Below are 14,836 nucleotides of genomic sequence, written 5' to 3'. Positions count from 1 at the left end.
CCGGTCAAGAATATGAGGGCGGTTTTTTGTATCACGTTGATATTCTTGTAAGGGATTTATCTGTAGATTTATGATTTTTATGGTTATTTCAAATGTTAGCCTTTAGTCGTAGATGATGCTAAAACAGAGAGCTGTCGCTCTTTGTAAGCCTGTGAGTCACGAGTTGATCATTCTGATACAGAAAATGTAGATTAAAATACAAAAAAACAAACACGTTATAAGGAGAGTTTTATGCCCTATTACCGGATTGATGGTGTGACGCCAGTGGTACATCCATCGGCTTATGTGCATCCCACGGCCGTGGTTATCGGTGACGTGCATATCGGACCCGATTGTTATGTTGGCCCCTGTGCGTCCTTGCGTGGTGACTTTGGCCGCATTGAGATGGAACAGGGGGCCAACCTTCAGGATACCTGTGTCGTTCATGCGTTTCCCGGGCGAGATGCCATTATTCAACGCAACGGCCACATAGGCCACGGGGCCGTTTTGCACGGTTGTGTGATTGAAGAAGACGCCATGGTGGGGATGAATGCGGTTGTAATGGATGAAGCCGTGATAGCAGCCCGCTCTATTGTCGGGGCAGCAGCGTTTGTGAAAAGTGGATTCAGTTGTGAGCCTGCATCATTAATCGTGGGCTCGCCGGCCAGGGTACTGCGCCAGTTGAGCGACAAGGAAGTTAGCTGGAAGCTGAACGGTACCCGGGAATATCAGGTACTGACACAGCGGTGTCTGGAGAATATGAGAGAATGCTCGCCTCTTACTGAAGTAGATTCCGGCCGGCCGAAGCTGCGGGTTGGTGGACATGATCTGAAGGACAAGGCATAACGCCCGACATGCTTTATGCCTGTTCGGGTTATGCAGAAGACAATGGCTTGCGCATGGGAGTGATATGAGCCCTGAAGAGTGGCAGTCTGTTCTGGAGGTCATCCCGGATGTTCGTGATGGGCTGACGCGCACCGAGAGGCTGATTCTGTACGTCATACATGAGACTCAGAAAGAGCTGAACGGGCGTAATGTACCTACGGTCATGCTATATGGCCGGGTGCTTGAATACGTTGATATGAGTGAGGCTGAGCTACACGTCTATCTTGACCGTTTGGGTGTCAGGGGCGCTTGAGCACTCGCAACGAGTGCTCAAGCGGGGTTAGCGGTGGTCAGAAAAACACGCCTGGAAGCCAGGTTGCGATTTGTGGAAAGACCATGATGATGGCAATAGCCAGTATCTCGATGATCACGAATGGGATGACGGAGGTATAGATGTCCTTCATCGTAATACCTGGCGGAACAACACCTTTGAGATAGAACAGATTAAAGCCGAAGGGAGGTGTTTTATAGCCGATTTCCATGTTGATCACGAACAGGATGCCGAACCAGATGGGGTCGAATCCCAGGGATTTCACAATCGGCATGAACACCGGCAGAGTGATCAGCATGATTCCGACCGGGTCGAGCACCATGGCCAGGAAGAATATGATGATCATCATGGCAATGATGATGCCCCAGGGGCCGCCGGGAATATGCTGCATCATGCCTTCAATAAGATCCTGTGCGCCCATGCTTTGATATGCCGCACTGAATGCATGAGCAGCAAACAGGATCCACATGATCATACCTGTCAGCTTGAATGTGCGGATTGCGGCTTCCTGCAGGATGCTCCACTTGAGTTGGCGATAGACTGCCGCTGATATCAGTGATCCTAGTACGCCCATGGCGGCGGCTTCTGTTGGCGTAGTGATGCCGCCGATAATGGATCCGAGCACCATGAATACAACGCCGATGGGAAGCAGTACAGCTCTGAGTGCGCGCAGCTTCTCGGACCAGGTGCCTCGCTCTTCCGGAGGCAGGGCCGGTGCCAGATGTGGCTGAAGAGTAGAGCGCACCAGAATGTAAATAACGGTGAGCACCATCAGAAGCACTCCCGGCATAATGCCGGCGGCAAACATCTGGCCTACGGATACACCGGTAATCAAAGCGTAGAGGATCATCAGGATGCTGGGTGGGATCAGAATGCCCCAGCCGCCACCGGTATTGATAACGCCCAGTGCCATTTTCCGGTCATAGCCCCGTTCCAGCATGGAGGGCAGTGCGATGGTTCCCATTGCAACCACTGCTGCGCCACTTATACCGACCATAGCTGCAAATACCGCACAGATAACCAGCGTTCCTATAGCCAGACCGCCGCGAAGGCCGCCAAACCACAGGTGCATCATCCTGTACAGATCCTTAGCGACACCGGTCCGCTCCAGCACCATGGCCATAAAGACAAACAGGGGTATGGCTACCAGGGTAAAGCTTTCCATGGTGCCCCAGATCTGTGAGGCCACCATGTAGAAGGAGTCGAATCCCCAGGTGAAATAGAGGAAGACCACCGAAACGCCGCCAAGAACAAACGCCAGTGGCAGGCCAAGTAACAGGAAGAACAGCAGGGAACCAAAAAACAGGAGGGTCAGGATTTCAATGCTCACAGCTGCTCTCCTTCTGAAATGCTCTGATCCGGGCGGTAGTAATCCAGGTTAAACGCAATGGCGATGTCTTCCAGGAGCTTTGCCAGGCCTTGCAGCACTAGCAGGCCTGTGCCGACAGGAATAGCTAGTTTGACCGGCCAGATAGGGGGGTTCCAGGCAGAGTATGAGGTCTCCCAGCCTGATATGGATTCGCTCGCCATATCGATACCGAACCACAGCAGGGCAAGGGTGAAAATGAAAAATATGAGTGATGTAACTATGTCCATAAACGCCCGCTTGCGAGGGGGAAGTTTGGCGTGCAGGAGGTCGACATTGACGTGGCCCCGGTGAGCCATGATGTAGCCCCCGGACATAACCGCATAAACGCCGAACAGCATCTGGGTAAGCTCGTTGGTCCAGACTGTAGGTGCGCTAAACAGGTAACGGAACCCCACCTCCAGAAGCAGGAGGACGAACATGGCAAAGACGAGCAGGGCTATCCAGCGCCCGACAAAATCGTTAAGACGGGTTACCCCTTTTATGAATGCGGTCAGTACACTCATGGCATTCTCCGGGAGGACGTTGATTTTTTTTAGGGATAAAAAGGCCGGAGGTAAAAACTCCGGCCCTTACTTACTTGCTGGAATTGTGGTTTAGAGGTAGCCGAGTTCGACCAGGTAGTCTTTCAGCATAGCCAGCGCCTTCTTGGCGTTGTCGCTTCGCTCTCCTTCCTCGTCCCACATCCCCTGAGCGGCCTGTACCAGCTTGTCCTGAACGTCGTCCGGCATAATGTTTACCTGCACACCCTGTTCAGCGATGACCTTGGCCAGCGTTGTACGCTCTTTAAACAGGTACTCATTGGTCCGAATCCAGAACTGCTCGTCAAGCGCATCTTTGACGATCTTTTGCATGTCTTCCGGCAGTTTGTTCAGTGCTTTCTGGCTGACAATGATCACGTCCGTTCCGGCGATGTTCAGGGCCGGTTGAACGTGGTACTTGGCCACTTCATACAGAGCCATGCTGGCTGCGCCCTGAGCTGCGCCCCAGTGGGCGCCGTCAACAATGCCGGAGTCGAGTGCAGAGTAGAGTTCGCTGCCCGGGATGTAAGATGCTGCCGCGCCAGCTTCGGTCAGGAATTTTTGCAGAGCGCCGGAGGAGCGGATCTTCAGGCTGGTGAAATCATCCCAGTTGTTGATCGGCTTCTTGATGACCATTTCAGTGGGGTACACCTTGTCAGTTGCCCAATAAACGCCGTGCTCTGCGGCTTCGTCACGAAGCATTTGTTCAAAGCCTTTGCCCTGATGGAAGTAGGCCGCTTCCCAGACGTTACGGAACGCGAAAGGCAGGCCGGACGCAATGCCTGCCAGAGAGATTTTGTCCTGAGCGTAGGAGGGGGAAATGGTGCCCATTTCCAGAATGCCGCGGCTGACGGCATTGAATGTGTCCTTCGCCTTGAACAGTGCGCCGGCTTCATAAAGATTAAGCTTCAGGCGTCCGTCGGTGCGCTCCTCCAGAACCCGTTGCAGTCTTACGAGGCTGTCGGTGTAGGAGCTGCTGGCGCCAGGCCAGTGAGACTGTACTTTCCAGGTGAAGGTTTCCTGAGCAGCTGCGGGTGCGGCACTCAAGGCGGCGGTGATGCCCAGAGTCAGGGCTGACGCGTAAACGGTCAGTGTCTTGCGTGCTTTGGCAAAGAGTTTCATAGCTGTGCCTCGTTCGTTGTTGTAATGGTACTTATTGTTATTTCACTGTGCAGAACTAACGACTGCATGGTGGATTAATGTTTTCTGAATCTATCACAAGATCGGGTTTTTGCAATAGGATGTTTTAAGCTTAGGCGTCAGAATTTTTCTAAAGAGGTAGTTTAATGATTGAATCTCAGCAGTCTCAAGGTGTGTTCCAACTCGTTATTAACCGGCCAGAGAAGAAGAACGCTCTGACCCGGGATATGTACCAGCAGCTAGGCGATGCTATTTTCCGCGCCAATAATGACGAGACAGTTAACGCTATTGTTATCTCGGGTGCGGGAGGGGTTTTTACCGCTGGAAATGACCTGGATGATTTTCGTGCCCGTGCTACTGATGCTAATCCTAAGCCTTCTGCCGGGCTGGCATTTATCGAGGCGCTGATCAACTGTGATACACCGGTAATAGTCGCAGTTGAGGGCCTGGCTATTGGTATCGGCACCACTTTGCTGTTGCATGTGGACGTGGTGGTAGCTGGAGAAAATGCAAAATTCAAAACAGCCTTTGTGGATCTCGGGCTGGTTCCGGAGGCCGCATCTACGGTAACCATGCCCCTGCATCTTGGGGCTCGAAGAGCCACGGATTTTCTGTTGTTGGGTGAAGTGCTCAGTGGCAATGATGCAAGAGAGTGCGGGCTCGTAAGCCGGGTTGTGGACGATGGGCAGGCTCTGGTTGAGGCGATGGCTGTTGCCGCAAGCCTGGCAGGCAAGCCCCGTGAAGCGCTGCGGGCCAGCAAACGGCTGATCCGGGCTCCCTGGCGCGAACAGGTGATGCAGGCGCTGGAGCGGGAGCGGGATGTGTTTTCTGAGCGTCTCCGGTCCGAGGATTGCCGGGCCGCTCTGGATAAGCTGGCCCGGCGCTGAAGGGAGGCTTAAAGCGCAGTCTTTTGCCAGTAGGGTTCACGCAGTTCCCGCTTCAGGATCTTGCCTATGGTGGAGCGGGGTAGTTCATGGCGGAACTCAATAGCCGAGATGCGCTGGCTTTTCCCAAGCTGCTCGTTGGCCCATTCGAGTATCTCAGGCCCGGAATTCTTGTGTCCGGGCTTAAGAACCACCAGCCCCAGAGGAGTTTCACCCCATTGTTCGCTGGGAATGCCGATGACGGCTGCATCATCCACCGCAGGGTGGGTCAGCAGAGCTTTTTCGAGATCTACTGCGTAAATATTGAATCCACCGGAAATGATCATGTCTTTGCGGCGGTCGAGAATATGGATAAACCCGTCCTCGTCGATTCGCCCCATATCACCACTGCGATAGAAGACCTCACCTTCAGGGCTGGTCCATAACATTTCCTGAGTCTGCTCAGGCCGGTTTACGTAACCTCGCATCATTGAAATAGCGCGGCCCACCAATTCACCGGTTTCGCCTTTGGGCAGCTCATGGCCATCTTCGTCAATCACGCGCACTTCCGCGCCTTCAGTGGGTACGCCCACGGTGTTCCATTTGTCCGGGTGCGCGCCACAGTCCAGGCTGGTGGATATGCCGCCTTCTGTCAGGCCGTAGACTTCGCGGATGTTGCCTGGCCAGCGGGCCATGGCTTCCCCTATGACGTCTGCTCGTAGCGGTGCGCTGGTGCACAGTTTCAGCTTGAAGCTGGAAAGGTCAAAACGGTCAAACTCCTTGTCGGCCAGGATTCTCTGGTATTGCACAGGTACCAGCATGGCGTGAGTGACACGGTGTGTTTCTGCCAGTTCCAGAAACCGTCGTGCATCGAACTTGGCCATGATCACGATCGTCCCACCGTGAAATATCGTCGGCAAGACTGAAACCAGTGTGGTGTTGGAATACAGCGGAGTGGAAACCAGATTAATGGCGTCGCTATCCAGTCCGAAGCGACTCATGCGCACCATCTGTCTTTGCCGGAACCGGTAGTCGTGAAGGATGCCCTTGGGGGTGCCTGTGGTTCCGGAGCTGTAGATGATGTTGAAAGGATCATCCAGTGAGACGTCCGCAGGCCTGGCCTCGGTGGAGGCGCCGGCGAGCCAGTCGTTCAATGTTTCGCCAATACCATCGTTATCCGCATCCAGAGAAATAATACGGTCATCCGGCAAACCCTTCAGCCCGGAGCGGAAGCTTTGCAGGAGCTCACGGTTTTTCTGTGACACAAACAGAAACTGAGCGGAACAATCGGACAACATCAGGCTTAGTGCTTCTGCACTGGCCATACCTGAAAGTGGCACCATGCAGCCGCCAGCAGTAATAACGCCCAGGTAGAGCGCGACATAGTCGGCACTGTTTTCCGACAAGGCTGCAACGGATTCACCGCGCTCAAGCCCCGCATCCCTGAGCCGGTTGGCAATCTGGTTGGTCCGGTCAAGCAGCTCCCGCCAGCTCAGGGTGCCCTGCTCGCTGATCAGTGCCGGATGGTCAGCGCGGCTGAATGCAAACTCCTGGATCCTGTGACCGATGGCTTCCATGGATTCGCTCTGGATTATGGGTGCGTACACAGGCATTTCGTTCAGGTTATTTTTCATTTTTGTTCCTTATGCTGCTATTGTGTTTTGTCTAGTGAAATTTACTTTCGTTTATATTGACTCAAAAACGGAAGTCGTGACAAATTAATGTAAAAGCAAAACCGATAACGCAATAACAAAATTAAAGATAGAAGGAGCATCGGTATGGGGCGTTTTGATGGCAAGGTGGCTATTGTCACCGGAGCTGGAAGTGGCATAGGCCGCGCGACCGCCATACGGCTGGCCCGTGAGGGAGCGCGGGTGGCTATGGTGGACACGTCTGAGTCGGGGCTGGTTGAGAGCGAAAATCTGATGCCGGAAGGTGCAGAGTACGCCCGCTATCTCGTGAATGTTGCCGATGAGGCTCAGGTAAAGGAGCTGGTAAGCGGAACCATCAGAGCCTTCGGGAAAATCGACGTCCTGTGCAACATTGCCGGTATTTCAAGTACGGGTAAAGGCCACCCACGAGTAACGGACAACGAGCGGGAAGAGTGGGAAAAGGTGCTGGCGGTTAATCTGATTGGCACCATGTTGCTCATCAAACATGTGGCCCCGCATATGCAGGCGCGCAAGCTGGGCTCCATTGTCAACACTGCTTCGGTGGCTGGTATCCGCTCTGGTGCCGGCGGCAATGCCTACAGCGCGTCCAAGGCAGGAGTCATCAACCTGACCATGACCGCTGCATGCGATCTTGGTGATCACAATATCCGGGTTAACGCAGTCTGCCCTGGCCTTGTAGAGACGGGTATGACGAAAGCGGTATTTGACTACGCCCGCGCCAATGAAAAAGCCCACAAGCTGGGAAATCGCTGTGAACTGCGTCGCTATGGCGACCCGGAAGAAATCGCAGCTGCCATCCTGTTTTTCGCAAGTGATGACGCCAGTTATGTCACCGGTCAGGCGCTACCGGTGGATGGCGGCAATACGGCTTCCCTGAACCTGCCAGGAATGAAAGTGTAATGAGTAAACAAGAACCCCTTTATGCCGACAGCTCCGAATTACCGGGCTTTCACAATCTGCTTGGTTATCAACAGGTTTCCTGGGAGGAAGAGGAAGCCGTTATTGAGCTGAAGTTGCAGCCTAAACACCTGAATCTTGGTGGTGTGATTCACGGCGGTGTGCTCACGTCACTGCTTGATATTGCCCTGGCTCAGGCCGGCACCTATTGCCCCTATCCCGGGCGGTTGCGTAAAGCCATAACCTTGTCCCTGACGACGACCTTCACCGGCCAGTGTTCTGGTGGAACCATTCGAGTGAGCGCCCGAAAGAGGGCAGGTGGTACGCGAATCTTTAACAGCACCGGCGAAGTTCATGATGATAAGGGTAATCTGCTTGCCATCGCTGAAGGTACGTTCCGAATCCGCTCTGGCAGTGATAAGCCAGAAGGCGTTCCTATCTGACCACCAATTCATGAAACAAAAGAGATCGGTTGCAAAGACCGGCCGTCGAATCAATATCAATAAAAGGAAATCGACATGTTTGAGTTATCTGATAAAGCCAAGAAGCTTCAGGTGCAGTTGAAGGATTTTATGGATGCGTACATTTATCCCAACGAACATACGCATCACCAACAGATTGAACAGGCAGAGAACCGCTGGGCACCGGTTCCGATCATTGAAGAGCTGAAGGCAAAGGCGAAGGCCGAAGGGCTCTGGAATCTGTTCCTGCCTGAGAGCGATCTGGGTGCCGGCCTTACCAACTTTGAATACGCTCACCTGTGCGAAATTATGGGCCGTTCCGAAATGGCACCGGAAGTATTCAACTGCTCGGCTCCAGACACCGGCAACATGGAAACTATTGCCCGTTACGGTAATGAAGAGCAACAGGAGCAGTGGCTGAAACCTTTGCTTGCAGGTGAAATTCGCTCCTGCTTTTCCATGACAGAGCCTGACGTAGCCTCTTCAGATGCCACCAACATTGCCTGCGAGATTCGTCGTGAGGGTGATGAGTACGTGATTAACGGCAAAAAATGGTGGTCGTCAGGTGCCATGACGACCTCCTCCAAAATTGCCATCGTCATGGGCAAGACCGATCCGACCGCGCCAAAGCATCAGCAGCAGTCCATGATTCTGGTACCGCTGGACGCGCCTGGTGTAAAGCTGGTCCGGCCGCTGACTGTATTCGGATACGATCACGCGCCTCATGGTCATGCTGAGATTCATTATGAAAATGTACGGGTGCCCGTCAGCAACATTCTGCTTGGTGAAGGCCGCGGCTTTGAAATTGCCCAGGGCCGTCTTGGGCCTGGCCGAATTCACCATTGCATGCGCACCATTGGTGTGGCGGAACGTGCGCTGGAGTTGATGTGCAAACGTGCCAGTGAGCGCGAGGCTTTTGGCAAACCTCTGTCCGGCTTTGACTCTGTTCGTAAGGACATTGCCCGTAGCCGTATCGAGATCGAGCAGGCTCGTCTGTTAACACTCAAGGCTGCTCACATGATGGATACCGTCGGTAACAAGGTAGCCCGCCAGGAAATTGCCATGATCAAGGTGATTGCTCCCAGCATGGCGCTGAAGATCCTCGACCGCGCCATTCAGGTACACGGCGGGGCTGGCGTGAGCCAGGACACCTTCCTTGCGGCAGCCTGGGCCAAGGTTCGGACATTGAGGCTCGCGGATGGCCCGGATGAGGTGCATCTGGATTCGGTCGCAAAAATTGAACTGCGCCAGTATCGCTAACCGAACCGGCACTCTGACGGGAAGAGCTCTCTTCCTGTCAGCCTCCCCGGCGAGTATGAGGAGCATGATATGAACAACCCACTTTTTGATATGACCGGCAAGGTAGCCCTTATTACAGGGTCCACCAAAGGCATAGGCCGTTCAATTGCCGAAGAAATGGCTAGCCTGGGCGCAAAAGTTGTTATCTCCAGCCGCAAAGCCGATGCCTGCGAGCAGGTTGCAAGTGAGCTGAAAGCCCGGGGGTATGAGGCTATGGCCATACCCTGCCACGTTGGTAAAAAAGACGACCTGCAGAACCTGGTGAACAAGACAAACGAAGCCTGGGGCTCTATCGACGTACTGGTTTGCAACGCCGCCACCAACCCGGTTTATGGCCCAACCTCCGAAATGACGGATGAGGCCTGGGACAAGATTATGGACACCAACGTTAAAGGCACCTTCTGGCTTACCGGAATGGTACTGCCGCAGATGGCAGAGAAAGGTGAGGGTGCCGTTGTGCTGCTGTCGAGCATTGCAGGAATCCGCGGCAACACCACCATCGGAACCTACGGTGTATCCAAAGCCGCAGAAGCTGCACTGGCAAGAAATCTGGCTGTGGAATGGGGCCCGAAAGGCATCCGCATCAACAGCATTGCCCCTGGCCTGATCAAAACCGATTTTGCCAAGGCCCTCTGGGAAGATCCCGAGCGTGTGAAGCGTGCAGAAGACAAAACACCATTGAGAAGAATTGGTGATCCGGTAGATATCGCGGGCCTGGCCGTATTCCTGTCAACCAAAGCCAGTGCATACATAACGGGACAGACGATAGTAGCCGACGGCGGCGAAACCATCTGTTGAGCATGACAGTACGAAGATAGCTTGAGGTCCGTGGGTGCGGGCGTTTTTCTGCAGGGAAAAAATGTCTGAGCGCAGCGAGTTGTTTTTCCCGGAAGAAAAGCGCCCGAACCCGCAGCCCATTACCACCAGTACCTGCCGCCATCCCAATTGAAGGCAACAAAACATGAGCATAACCCCAGAGCTGGTAGACGTCCTCCCGGCCCACAAATTTGACGAAGCCAAACTCCTGTCCTGGCTCCAGAAAGCCATGCCGGATTTTGGCAATCGCCTTGTAGTAAAACAGTTTCAGGGTGGCCAATCGAACCCCACGTTCCTTCTGGACAGTGAAAGAGGGCGCTATGTCCTGCGCAAGAAACCGCCGGGAAAAACACTGCCTTCTGCCCATATGGTTGAGCGGGAGTACAAGGTTATCCGTGCGCTCTCAGACAACACCAGCTTGCCAGTGCCCAGGGCCAGAGTTCTCTGTGAAGACAGTGATATTATCGGTACCCCTTTTTATGTGATGGACTTTCTGGAAGGTCGCATCATCAGCCACTCTGCCCTGCGCGCGCTGGACCGCAGGGACAGGCTGCCGGCCCATCACTCCGCCATTGATACCCTGGCAGATCTGCATTCCGTTGATGTGAATGCGATAGGTCTGGGGGACTATGGCCGCCCGGAAGGTTATGTGGCCCGGCAGGTTGCCCGTTGGAGCAAACAATACCTGGCTGCAAAGACCCATGAAATGCCCGCCATGGACAAACTTATGGCATGGCTGCCGGAAAACCTTCCCTCGACGGATGAGTGTGGGATTGCCCACGGTGATTATCGTTTCGGCAACCTGATGCTGGCCCCGGACAAGCCGGAGGTGATTGCCATACTGGACTGGGAGCTTTCTACACTTGGGCACCCCCTGGCAGATCTTGCCTACTATTGCCTGCCATACCACATGCCATCGGACATGCCAGGTATGCGTGGGTTGAAAGGCGAGGACCTTGAAGCGCTGGGCGTTCCTGATGAGCAGGAAACCATCGCCCGTTACTGTGCGAGAACTGGCCGTGAAGGAATAGCCGACTGGCATGTCTATCTGGCGTTTTCGTTGTTCCGGTTAGCCTCTATTGTTCAGGGTGTCTATAAACGTGCGCTGGATGGCAATGCCGCCAACTCCAATGCTCTGGATGTAGGAAAGCGGGCGAGCCTTCTGGCTGAAACAGGTTGGAAAATTGCTTGCGAGGGAGAGCGGAAATGAATGGGCCTATAGTGCGGCGTATCCTCATAACCAACGACGACGGAATCAATGCCCCGGGGTTGGCAAGGCTGGAAAAGATAGCACGCAACCTGGCGGAAGAGGTCTGGGTGGTTGCTCCCGAACACGACCGTAGCGGTGCAGGACAGAGTATTTCTATCCACGATCCTTTGCGCGTATACGAAACCGGGGACAAGCGTTATGCGGTTTCCGGTACTCCGGCAGATTGTGTGCTCTATTCACTTGCCCGGTGGTTTGGCGAATCGCCCCCGGATCTGGTGCTGTCTGGCGTTAATTGCGGGGCTAACATCAGTGATTCCGTACAATATTCGGGCACTGTGGGGGCTGTGCTCAGCGCCCGGCATATGAATGTTCCTGCCATTGCCCTGAGTCAGGCTTTTTTATCCAGGGATGGCGTTCTGTGGTCGCCCGTAGAACATTTCGGAGAGACGATAATCCGGCAGCTTTGGCAACCGGGCGAGTGCCTGGCCTGGAACGTGAATTTTCCAGCCTGCAACGCTGAAGATATTGTCTCTGCGCGTTTGTGCCATCAGTCCAGCGGTTCCATCCGGCATGCCCGGCTGCAGGCTGGGCAGGATGCCCGCAGCCTGCCTTACTGGTGGCTTGGATTTGATCGTAGCTCCCGGCACATAGTTGCACCTGACTCCGACGTGTCTGTGTTGAGAGATAAGGCCATCGCCATTGCACCACTGCGACACGAAGAGCCCTTGCCGGGGAATACCAGAGAACTTGATCTGTCCGCATTACTGTGACTTTAACCTGAAGAGAACAATTACCATGTTCACACGTCATTATGCCTTTTGGCCCAAAGAGTTGCCCAAAACCCTGACCCTGCCGAACACCAGTGTTTTTACCAACCTGGAAATCTCGGCGCTGCGTTATCCTGATCATACGGCTATTATTTTTTATGATGCGCCCATCACATACCGTCGCCTGTTGGCAGAGGTGGAAGCGATGGCTGGGTACCTGCAGGCTCAGGGTGTCAAAAAAGGTGATCGGGTACTGCTGTATATGCAGAATTCACCGCAATATGTGATTTCCTATTATGCAATTCTGCGTGCTGATGCCATCGTGATTCCGGTAAACCCGATGAACCGTGCAGCAGAGCTGGAACACTATATTGCAGATACCAGTTCGGCTTTGTGCATGGCTGGTCAGGAACTTGTGGATTACATTTCGCCACTGTTGGAAACAACCGATCTGGAACAGGTGGTGGTGGCCTCATACAATACCTATATCAAACCTGATACCGACCTGGATTTGCCTGCCGAGGTGGCAGCGCCGGTCTGGTCGGGTAATGAGCCTGGTGTGGTGAGCTGGGAGGAGGCTATGGGGGCTGGCCACAGCCCTTCAGAACACACGGCGGGCCCGGATGATCTGGCGGTGTTTCCATACAGCTCCGGCACAACCGGCGCGCCCAAAGGCTGTATGCACACCCATCGTTCGGTAATGGCAACCACAGTACACCGGGCTTTCTGGAATCTGAGCACCGCCAACAGCGTGCAGCTGGCTACGCTGCCATTTTTCCACGTAACCGGCATGACAGGTTCCATGAACGGACCAATTTTTTCAGGGTCCACGGCGGTGATTATGACGCGCTGGGATCGCACTACTGCCTCAAGGCTTATTGAACGTTACAAGGTCACTAGCTGGACCAATATCGTTACCATGGCAGTGGATTTTCTCTCTAATCCGGATATTGACAACTACGACCTCTCCAGTCTCAGTATGATCGGTGGTGGAGGAGCAGCCATGCCTGCCGCTGTTGCGGAAAAGCTGAAAAGGCTTACGGGGCTTGATTATATTGAAGGTTACGGCATGTCAGAAACCATGGCGGCAACCCACATCAACCCCAATGCCCGCCCCAAAACCCAGTGCCTGGGAATTCCTGTATTTGATGTGGATAGCCGGATTATTGATCCGGAGACATTAAAAGAAGTGGGGCCAGGGGAAACCGGTGAGATTGTGTCCTTTGGGCCGCAAGTAACACTTGGATACTGGAACCGGCCAGCTGAAACTGATGCGGCGTTTATCGAAATTGATGGTAAGCGTTTCTTCCGCACCGGCGACCTGGCGTATTACGATGAAGATGGGTATTTCTTCATGGTTGACCGCCTCAAGCGAATGATCAACGCGTCCGGATTCAAGGTATGGCCGTCGGAAGTTGAGGCACTGATGTACCGCCACCCCGCCATTCATGAAGTGTGTATCATCTCTGCGCCTGACCCCAAGCGTGGTGAAACAGTGAAGGCCTGCATAGTGCTGACGCCTGAAGCTGAGGCGAATACCAGTGTTGAAGACATTACCAGCTGGTGCAGGGAGCAGATGGCGGTCTATAAAGTGCCCACTATTGTTGAATTTGTAACGGCTTTGCCGAAATCCCCTACGGGTAAACTCATGTGGCGAGCGCTTCAGGAAGAAGAATGGAAAGACAGGACGGGATCATGAAAAACACCCCCAGTATTCTGATTGTTGGTGCGGGAGCTATCGGCAGTTTCTATGGAGCCATACTGAAAAGAGCAGGATGCTCTGTGAGCACTGTGTTGCGCTCAGATTATGAGGCAGTCAGAGCCAGGGGTGTTCGTATCAACAGTCCACTCGGAGACCTTTCCTACAAGCCCGATCATGTATACCGTGATGGCGACTTGCCAGATGAAGCTCCAGACTTTCTGATCCTGTGCGTTAAAGTTCTGCCCGGTGTAGACCGGGTTGCACTGGTTGCACCCTGGATGGGTGAGAATACCCGTCTGGTGTTGATCGAAAACGGTCTGGATATTGAGAAGGAAATGACTGCTGCCTATCCGGACAACCCTCTTATAAGCTGCCTGGCATTTATTGCAGTGAGCCGTACCGAGTCCGGAGTGGTAGAGCATAAGGCTTATGGCAAACTGGTCATGGGGCGCTACCCGGAAGGCGTGGACGAAAACTGCCAGGCTTTGTCCCGGCTGTTTACGGAAGGGGGTATCAAGGTCGATCTGACTGAGCGTGTTGTAGGCGAACGCTGGCGCAAGTGCCTCTGGAACACACCTTTCAATCCTTTGTCGGTTATTGCCAATGGTGCGGATACCCGAACCATTCTGGATACTGAAGGTGGTGAAGAACTGATCCGGGCAATGATGCGTGAGGTGATGGATGTGGCTGCAGCGGAAGGCTATCCGATGGCTGACGAATTGATCGATCAGAACATCGAGGGTACCCGCAAAATGCCTGCCTACAAGAACAGCATGGCCCTGGATTATCTGAACGATCGCCCGATTGAGCGGGAAGCTGTATTGGGAAATGTGGTGGCATTAGCCCGGCATCATGGAATTCCAGTACCTCACCTGAATACTGTGCTGGTTACTCTGAAGATGCGCGCTGCACTGGAAGGGCGGGGGTAGTATTTCAGGAGTCTTCAGTTTTTGCTGGTATGGGTTTGACAATAATGGGCCGCTTCC

The 14,836-nt window shown here is 53.8% G+C and carries 15 protein-coding genes; 11 read left to right on the top strand and 4 right to left on the bottom strand.

The features are described 5' to 3' along the window. Nucleotides 1-231: 231 nt before the first annotated feature. Nucleotides 232-825, top strand: a complete 594-nt coding sequence (locus DS878_RS00420; protein WP_113813971.1) for a phenylacetic acid degradation protein PaaY — start codon at nt 232-234, stop codon at nt 823-825. A gap of 64 nt (nt 826-889) precedes the next feature. After that, nucleotides 890-1,117, top strand: a complete 228-nt coding sequence (locus tag DS878_RS00415; protein ID WP_113813970.1) for a hypothetical protein — start codon at nt 890-892, stop codon at nt 1,115-1,117. A gap of 37 nt (nt 1,118-1,154) precedes the next feature. Here the strand turns inward: DS878_RS00415 and DS878_RS00410 are convergent, their stop codons facing one another. The 3 genes from DS878_RS00410 to dctP all read right to left on the bottom strand — a co-directional run bounded on the left by DS878_RS00410 (nt 1,155) and on the right by dctP (nt 4,144). Continuing rightward, on the bottom strand, nt 1,155-2,465 hold the full coding sequence (locus tag DS878_RS00410; RefSeq protein WP_113813969.1) for a TRAP transporter large permease subunit: 1,311 nt from the start codon (nt 2,463-2,465) through the stop codon (nt 1,155-1,157). Further along, entirely contained in the window at nt 2,462-3,007 is a 546-nt protein-coding gene (locus tag DS878_RS00405; protein WP_113813968.1) for a TRAP transporter small permease subunit, read from the bottom strand. The genes DS878_RS00410 and DS878_RS00405 overlap by 4 nt, the downstream gene beginning before the upstream one ends. A 90-nt stretch (nt 3,008-3,097) precedes the next feature. Beyond that, the gene (gene dctP, locus DS878_RS00400) at nt 3,098-4,144 is read right to left on the bottom strand and encodes a TRAP transporter substrate-binding protein DctP (RefSeq protein WP_113813967.1); all 1,047 of its coding nucleotides are present in this window, start codon (nt 4,142-4,144) and stop codon (nt 3,098-3,100) included. 164 nt (nt 4,145-4,308) lie between these two features. Between dctP and DS878_RS00395 the strand changes: the two genes are divergently transcribed. Further along, nucleotides 4,309-5,049 (top strand): enoyl-CoA hydratase-related protein, encoded by a 741-nt coding sequence (locus DS878_RS00395; protein WP_113813966.1) that lies wholly within the window; start codon nt 4,309-4,311, stop codon nt 5,047-5,049. 8 nt (nt 5,050-5,057) lie between these two features. Here the strand turns inward: DS878_RS00395 and DS878_RS00390 are convergent, their stop codons facing one another. Further along, entirely contained in the window at nt 5,058-6,659 is a 1,602-nt protein-coding gene (locus DS878_RS00390) for a class I adenylate-forming enzyme family protein (RefSeq protein ID WP_113813965.1), read from the bottom strand. A gap of 144 nt (nt 6,660-6,803) precedes the next feature. Between DS878_RS00390 and DS878_RS00385 the strand changes: the two genes are divergently transcribed. From DS878_RS00385 to DS878_RS00350, 8 genes are all read left to right on the top strand, one after another. Beyond that, nucleotides 6,804-7,598: an SDR family NAD(P)-dependent oxidoreductase gene (locus DS878_RS00385; RefSeq protein ID WP_113813964.1), complete on the top strand. Its 795-nt coding sequence runs from the start codon at nt 6,804-6,806 to the stop codon at nt 7,596-7,598. Then, on the top strand, nt 7,598-8,038 hold the full coding sequence (locus DS878_RS00380; RefSeq protein ID WP_113813963.1) for a PaaI family thioesterase: 441 nt from the start codon (nt 7,598-7,600) through the stop codon (nt 8,036-8,038). Before DS878_RS00385 ends, DS878_RS00380 begins: the two co-directional genes overlap by 1 nt. Before the next feature lie 75 nt (nt 8,039-8,113). Further along, nucleotides 8,114-9,316: an acyl-CoA dehydrogenase family protein gene (locus DS878_RS00375; RefSeq protein WP_113813962.1), complete on the top strand. Its 1,203-nt coding sequence runs from the start codon at nt 8,114-8,116 to the stop codon at nt 9,314-9,316. Nucleotides 9,317-9,385: 69 nt separating this feature from the next. After that, complete coding sequence (locus DS878_RS00370; protein WP_113813961.1) at nt 9,386-10,153, top strand: SDR family NAD(P)-dependent oxidoreductase; 768 nt, start codon at nt 9,386-9,388, stop codon at nt 10,151-10,153. Between the two features lie 163 nt (nt 10,154-10,316). Next, nucleotides 10,317-11,381 carry a phosphotransferase gene (locus DS878_RS00365; protein ID WP_113813960.1) on the top strand — a complete coding sequence of 355 codons (1,065 nt, stop codon included), beginning with the start codon at nt 10,317-10,319 and terminating at the stop codon, nt 11,379-11,381. Next, complete coding sequence (gene surE / locus DS878_RS00360) at nt 11,378-12,151, top strand: 5'/3'-nucleotidase SurE (RefSeq protein ID WP_113813959.1); 774 nt, start codon at nt 11,378-11,380, stop codon at nt 12,149-12,151. Before DS878_RS00365 ends, surE begins: the two co-directional genes overlap by 4 nt. A gap of 25 nt (nt 12,152-12,176) precedes the next feature. Beyond that, on the top strand, nt 12,177-13,847 hold the full coding sequence (locus DS878_RS00355) for a long-chain fatty acid--CoA ligase (protein WP_113813958.1): 1,671 nt from the start codon (nt 12,177-12,179) through the stop codon (nt 13,845-13,847). Further along, nucleotides 13,844-14,779, top strand: coding sequence for a ketopantoate reductase family protein (locus DS878_RS00350; RefSeq protein ID WP_113814284.1), 936 nt, complete (start codon nt 13,844-13,846; stop codon nt 14,777-14,779). The genes DS878_RS00355 and DS878_RS00350 overlap by 4 nt, the downstream gene beginning before the upstream one ends. The last annotated feature ends 57 nt before the right edge of the window (nt 14,780-14,836 follow it).

It is taken from the genome of Marinobacter sp. F3R11 (assembly GCF_003318275.1).
Lineage (GTDB): Bacteria > Pseudomonadota > Gammaproteobacteria > Pseudomonadales > Oleiphilaceae > Marinobacter.
Note: the sequence above shows the minus strand (reverse complement) of the source record. Positions and strands in the feature narration are given on the sequence as shown.

What these genes read in the sequence shown, in the direction of transcription:
- DS878_RS00350 (WP_113814284.1), top strand. Translation starts at nt 13,844, where the DNA reads ATGAAAAACACCCCCAGTATTCTGATTGTTGGTGCGGGAGCTATCGGC.
- surE (WP_113813959.1), top strand. Translation starts at nt 11,378, where the DNA reads ATGAATGGGCCTATAGTGCGGCGTATCCTCATAACCAACGACGACGGA.
- DS878_RS00370 (WP_113813961.1), top strand. Translation starts at nt 9,386, where the DNA reads ATGAACAACCCACTTTTTGATATGACCGGCAAGGTAGCCCTTATTACA.
- dctP (WP_113813967.1), bottom strand. Translation starts at nt 4,144, where the DNA reads ATGAAACTCTTTGCCAAAGCACGCAAGACACTGACCGTTTACGCGTCA.
- DS878_RS00365 (WP_113813960.1), top strand. Translation starts at nt 10,317, where the DNA reads ATGAGCATAACCCCAGAGCTGGTAGACGTCCTCCCGGCCCACAAATTT.
- DS878_RS00420 (WP_113813971.1), top strand. Translation starts at nt 232, where the DNA reads ATGCCCTATTACCGGATTGATGGTGTGACGCCAGTGGTACATCCATCG.
- DS878_RS00375 (WP_113813962.1), top strand. Translation starts at nt 8,114, where the DNA reads ATGTTTGAGTTATCTGATAAAGCCAAGAAGCTTCAGGTGCAGTTGAAG.
- DS878_RS00405 (WP_113813968.1), bottom strand. Translation starts at nt 3,007, where the DNA reads ATGAGTGTACTGACCGCATTCATAAAAGGGGTAACCCGTCTTAACGAT.
- DS878_RS00390 (WP_113813965.1), bottom strand. Translation starts at nt 6,659, where the DNA reads ATGAAAAATAACCTGAACGAAATGCCTGTGTACGCACCCATAATCCAG.
- DS878_RS00415 (WP_113813970.1), top strand. Translation starts at nt 890, where the DNA reads ATGAGCCCTGAAGAGTGGCAGTCTGTTCTGGAGGTCATCCCGGATGTT.
- DS878_RS00395 (WP_113813966.1), top strand. Translation starts at nt 4,309, where the DNA reads ATGATTGAATCTCAGCAGTCTCAAGGTGTGTTCCAACTCGTTATTAAC.
- DS878_RS00380 (WP_113813963.1), top strand. Translation starts at nt 7,598, where the DNA reads ATGAGTAAACAAGAACCCCTTTATGCCGACAGCTCCGAATTACCGGGC.
- DS878_RS00355 (WP_113813958.1), top strand. Translation starts at nt 12,177, where the DNA reads ATGTTCACACGTCATTATGCCTTTTGGCCCAAAGAGTTGCCCAAAACC.
- DS878_RS00385 (WP_113813964.1), top strand. Translation starts at nt 6,804, where the DNA reads ATGGGGCGTTTTGATGGCAAGGTGGCTATTGTCACCGGAGCTGGAAGT.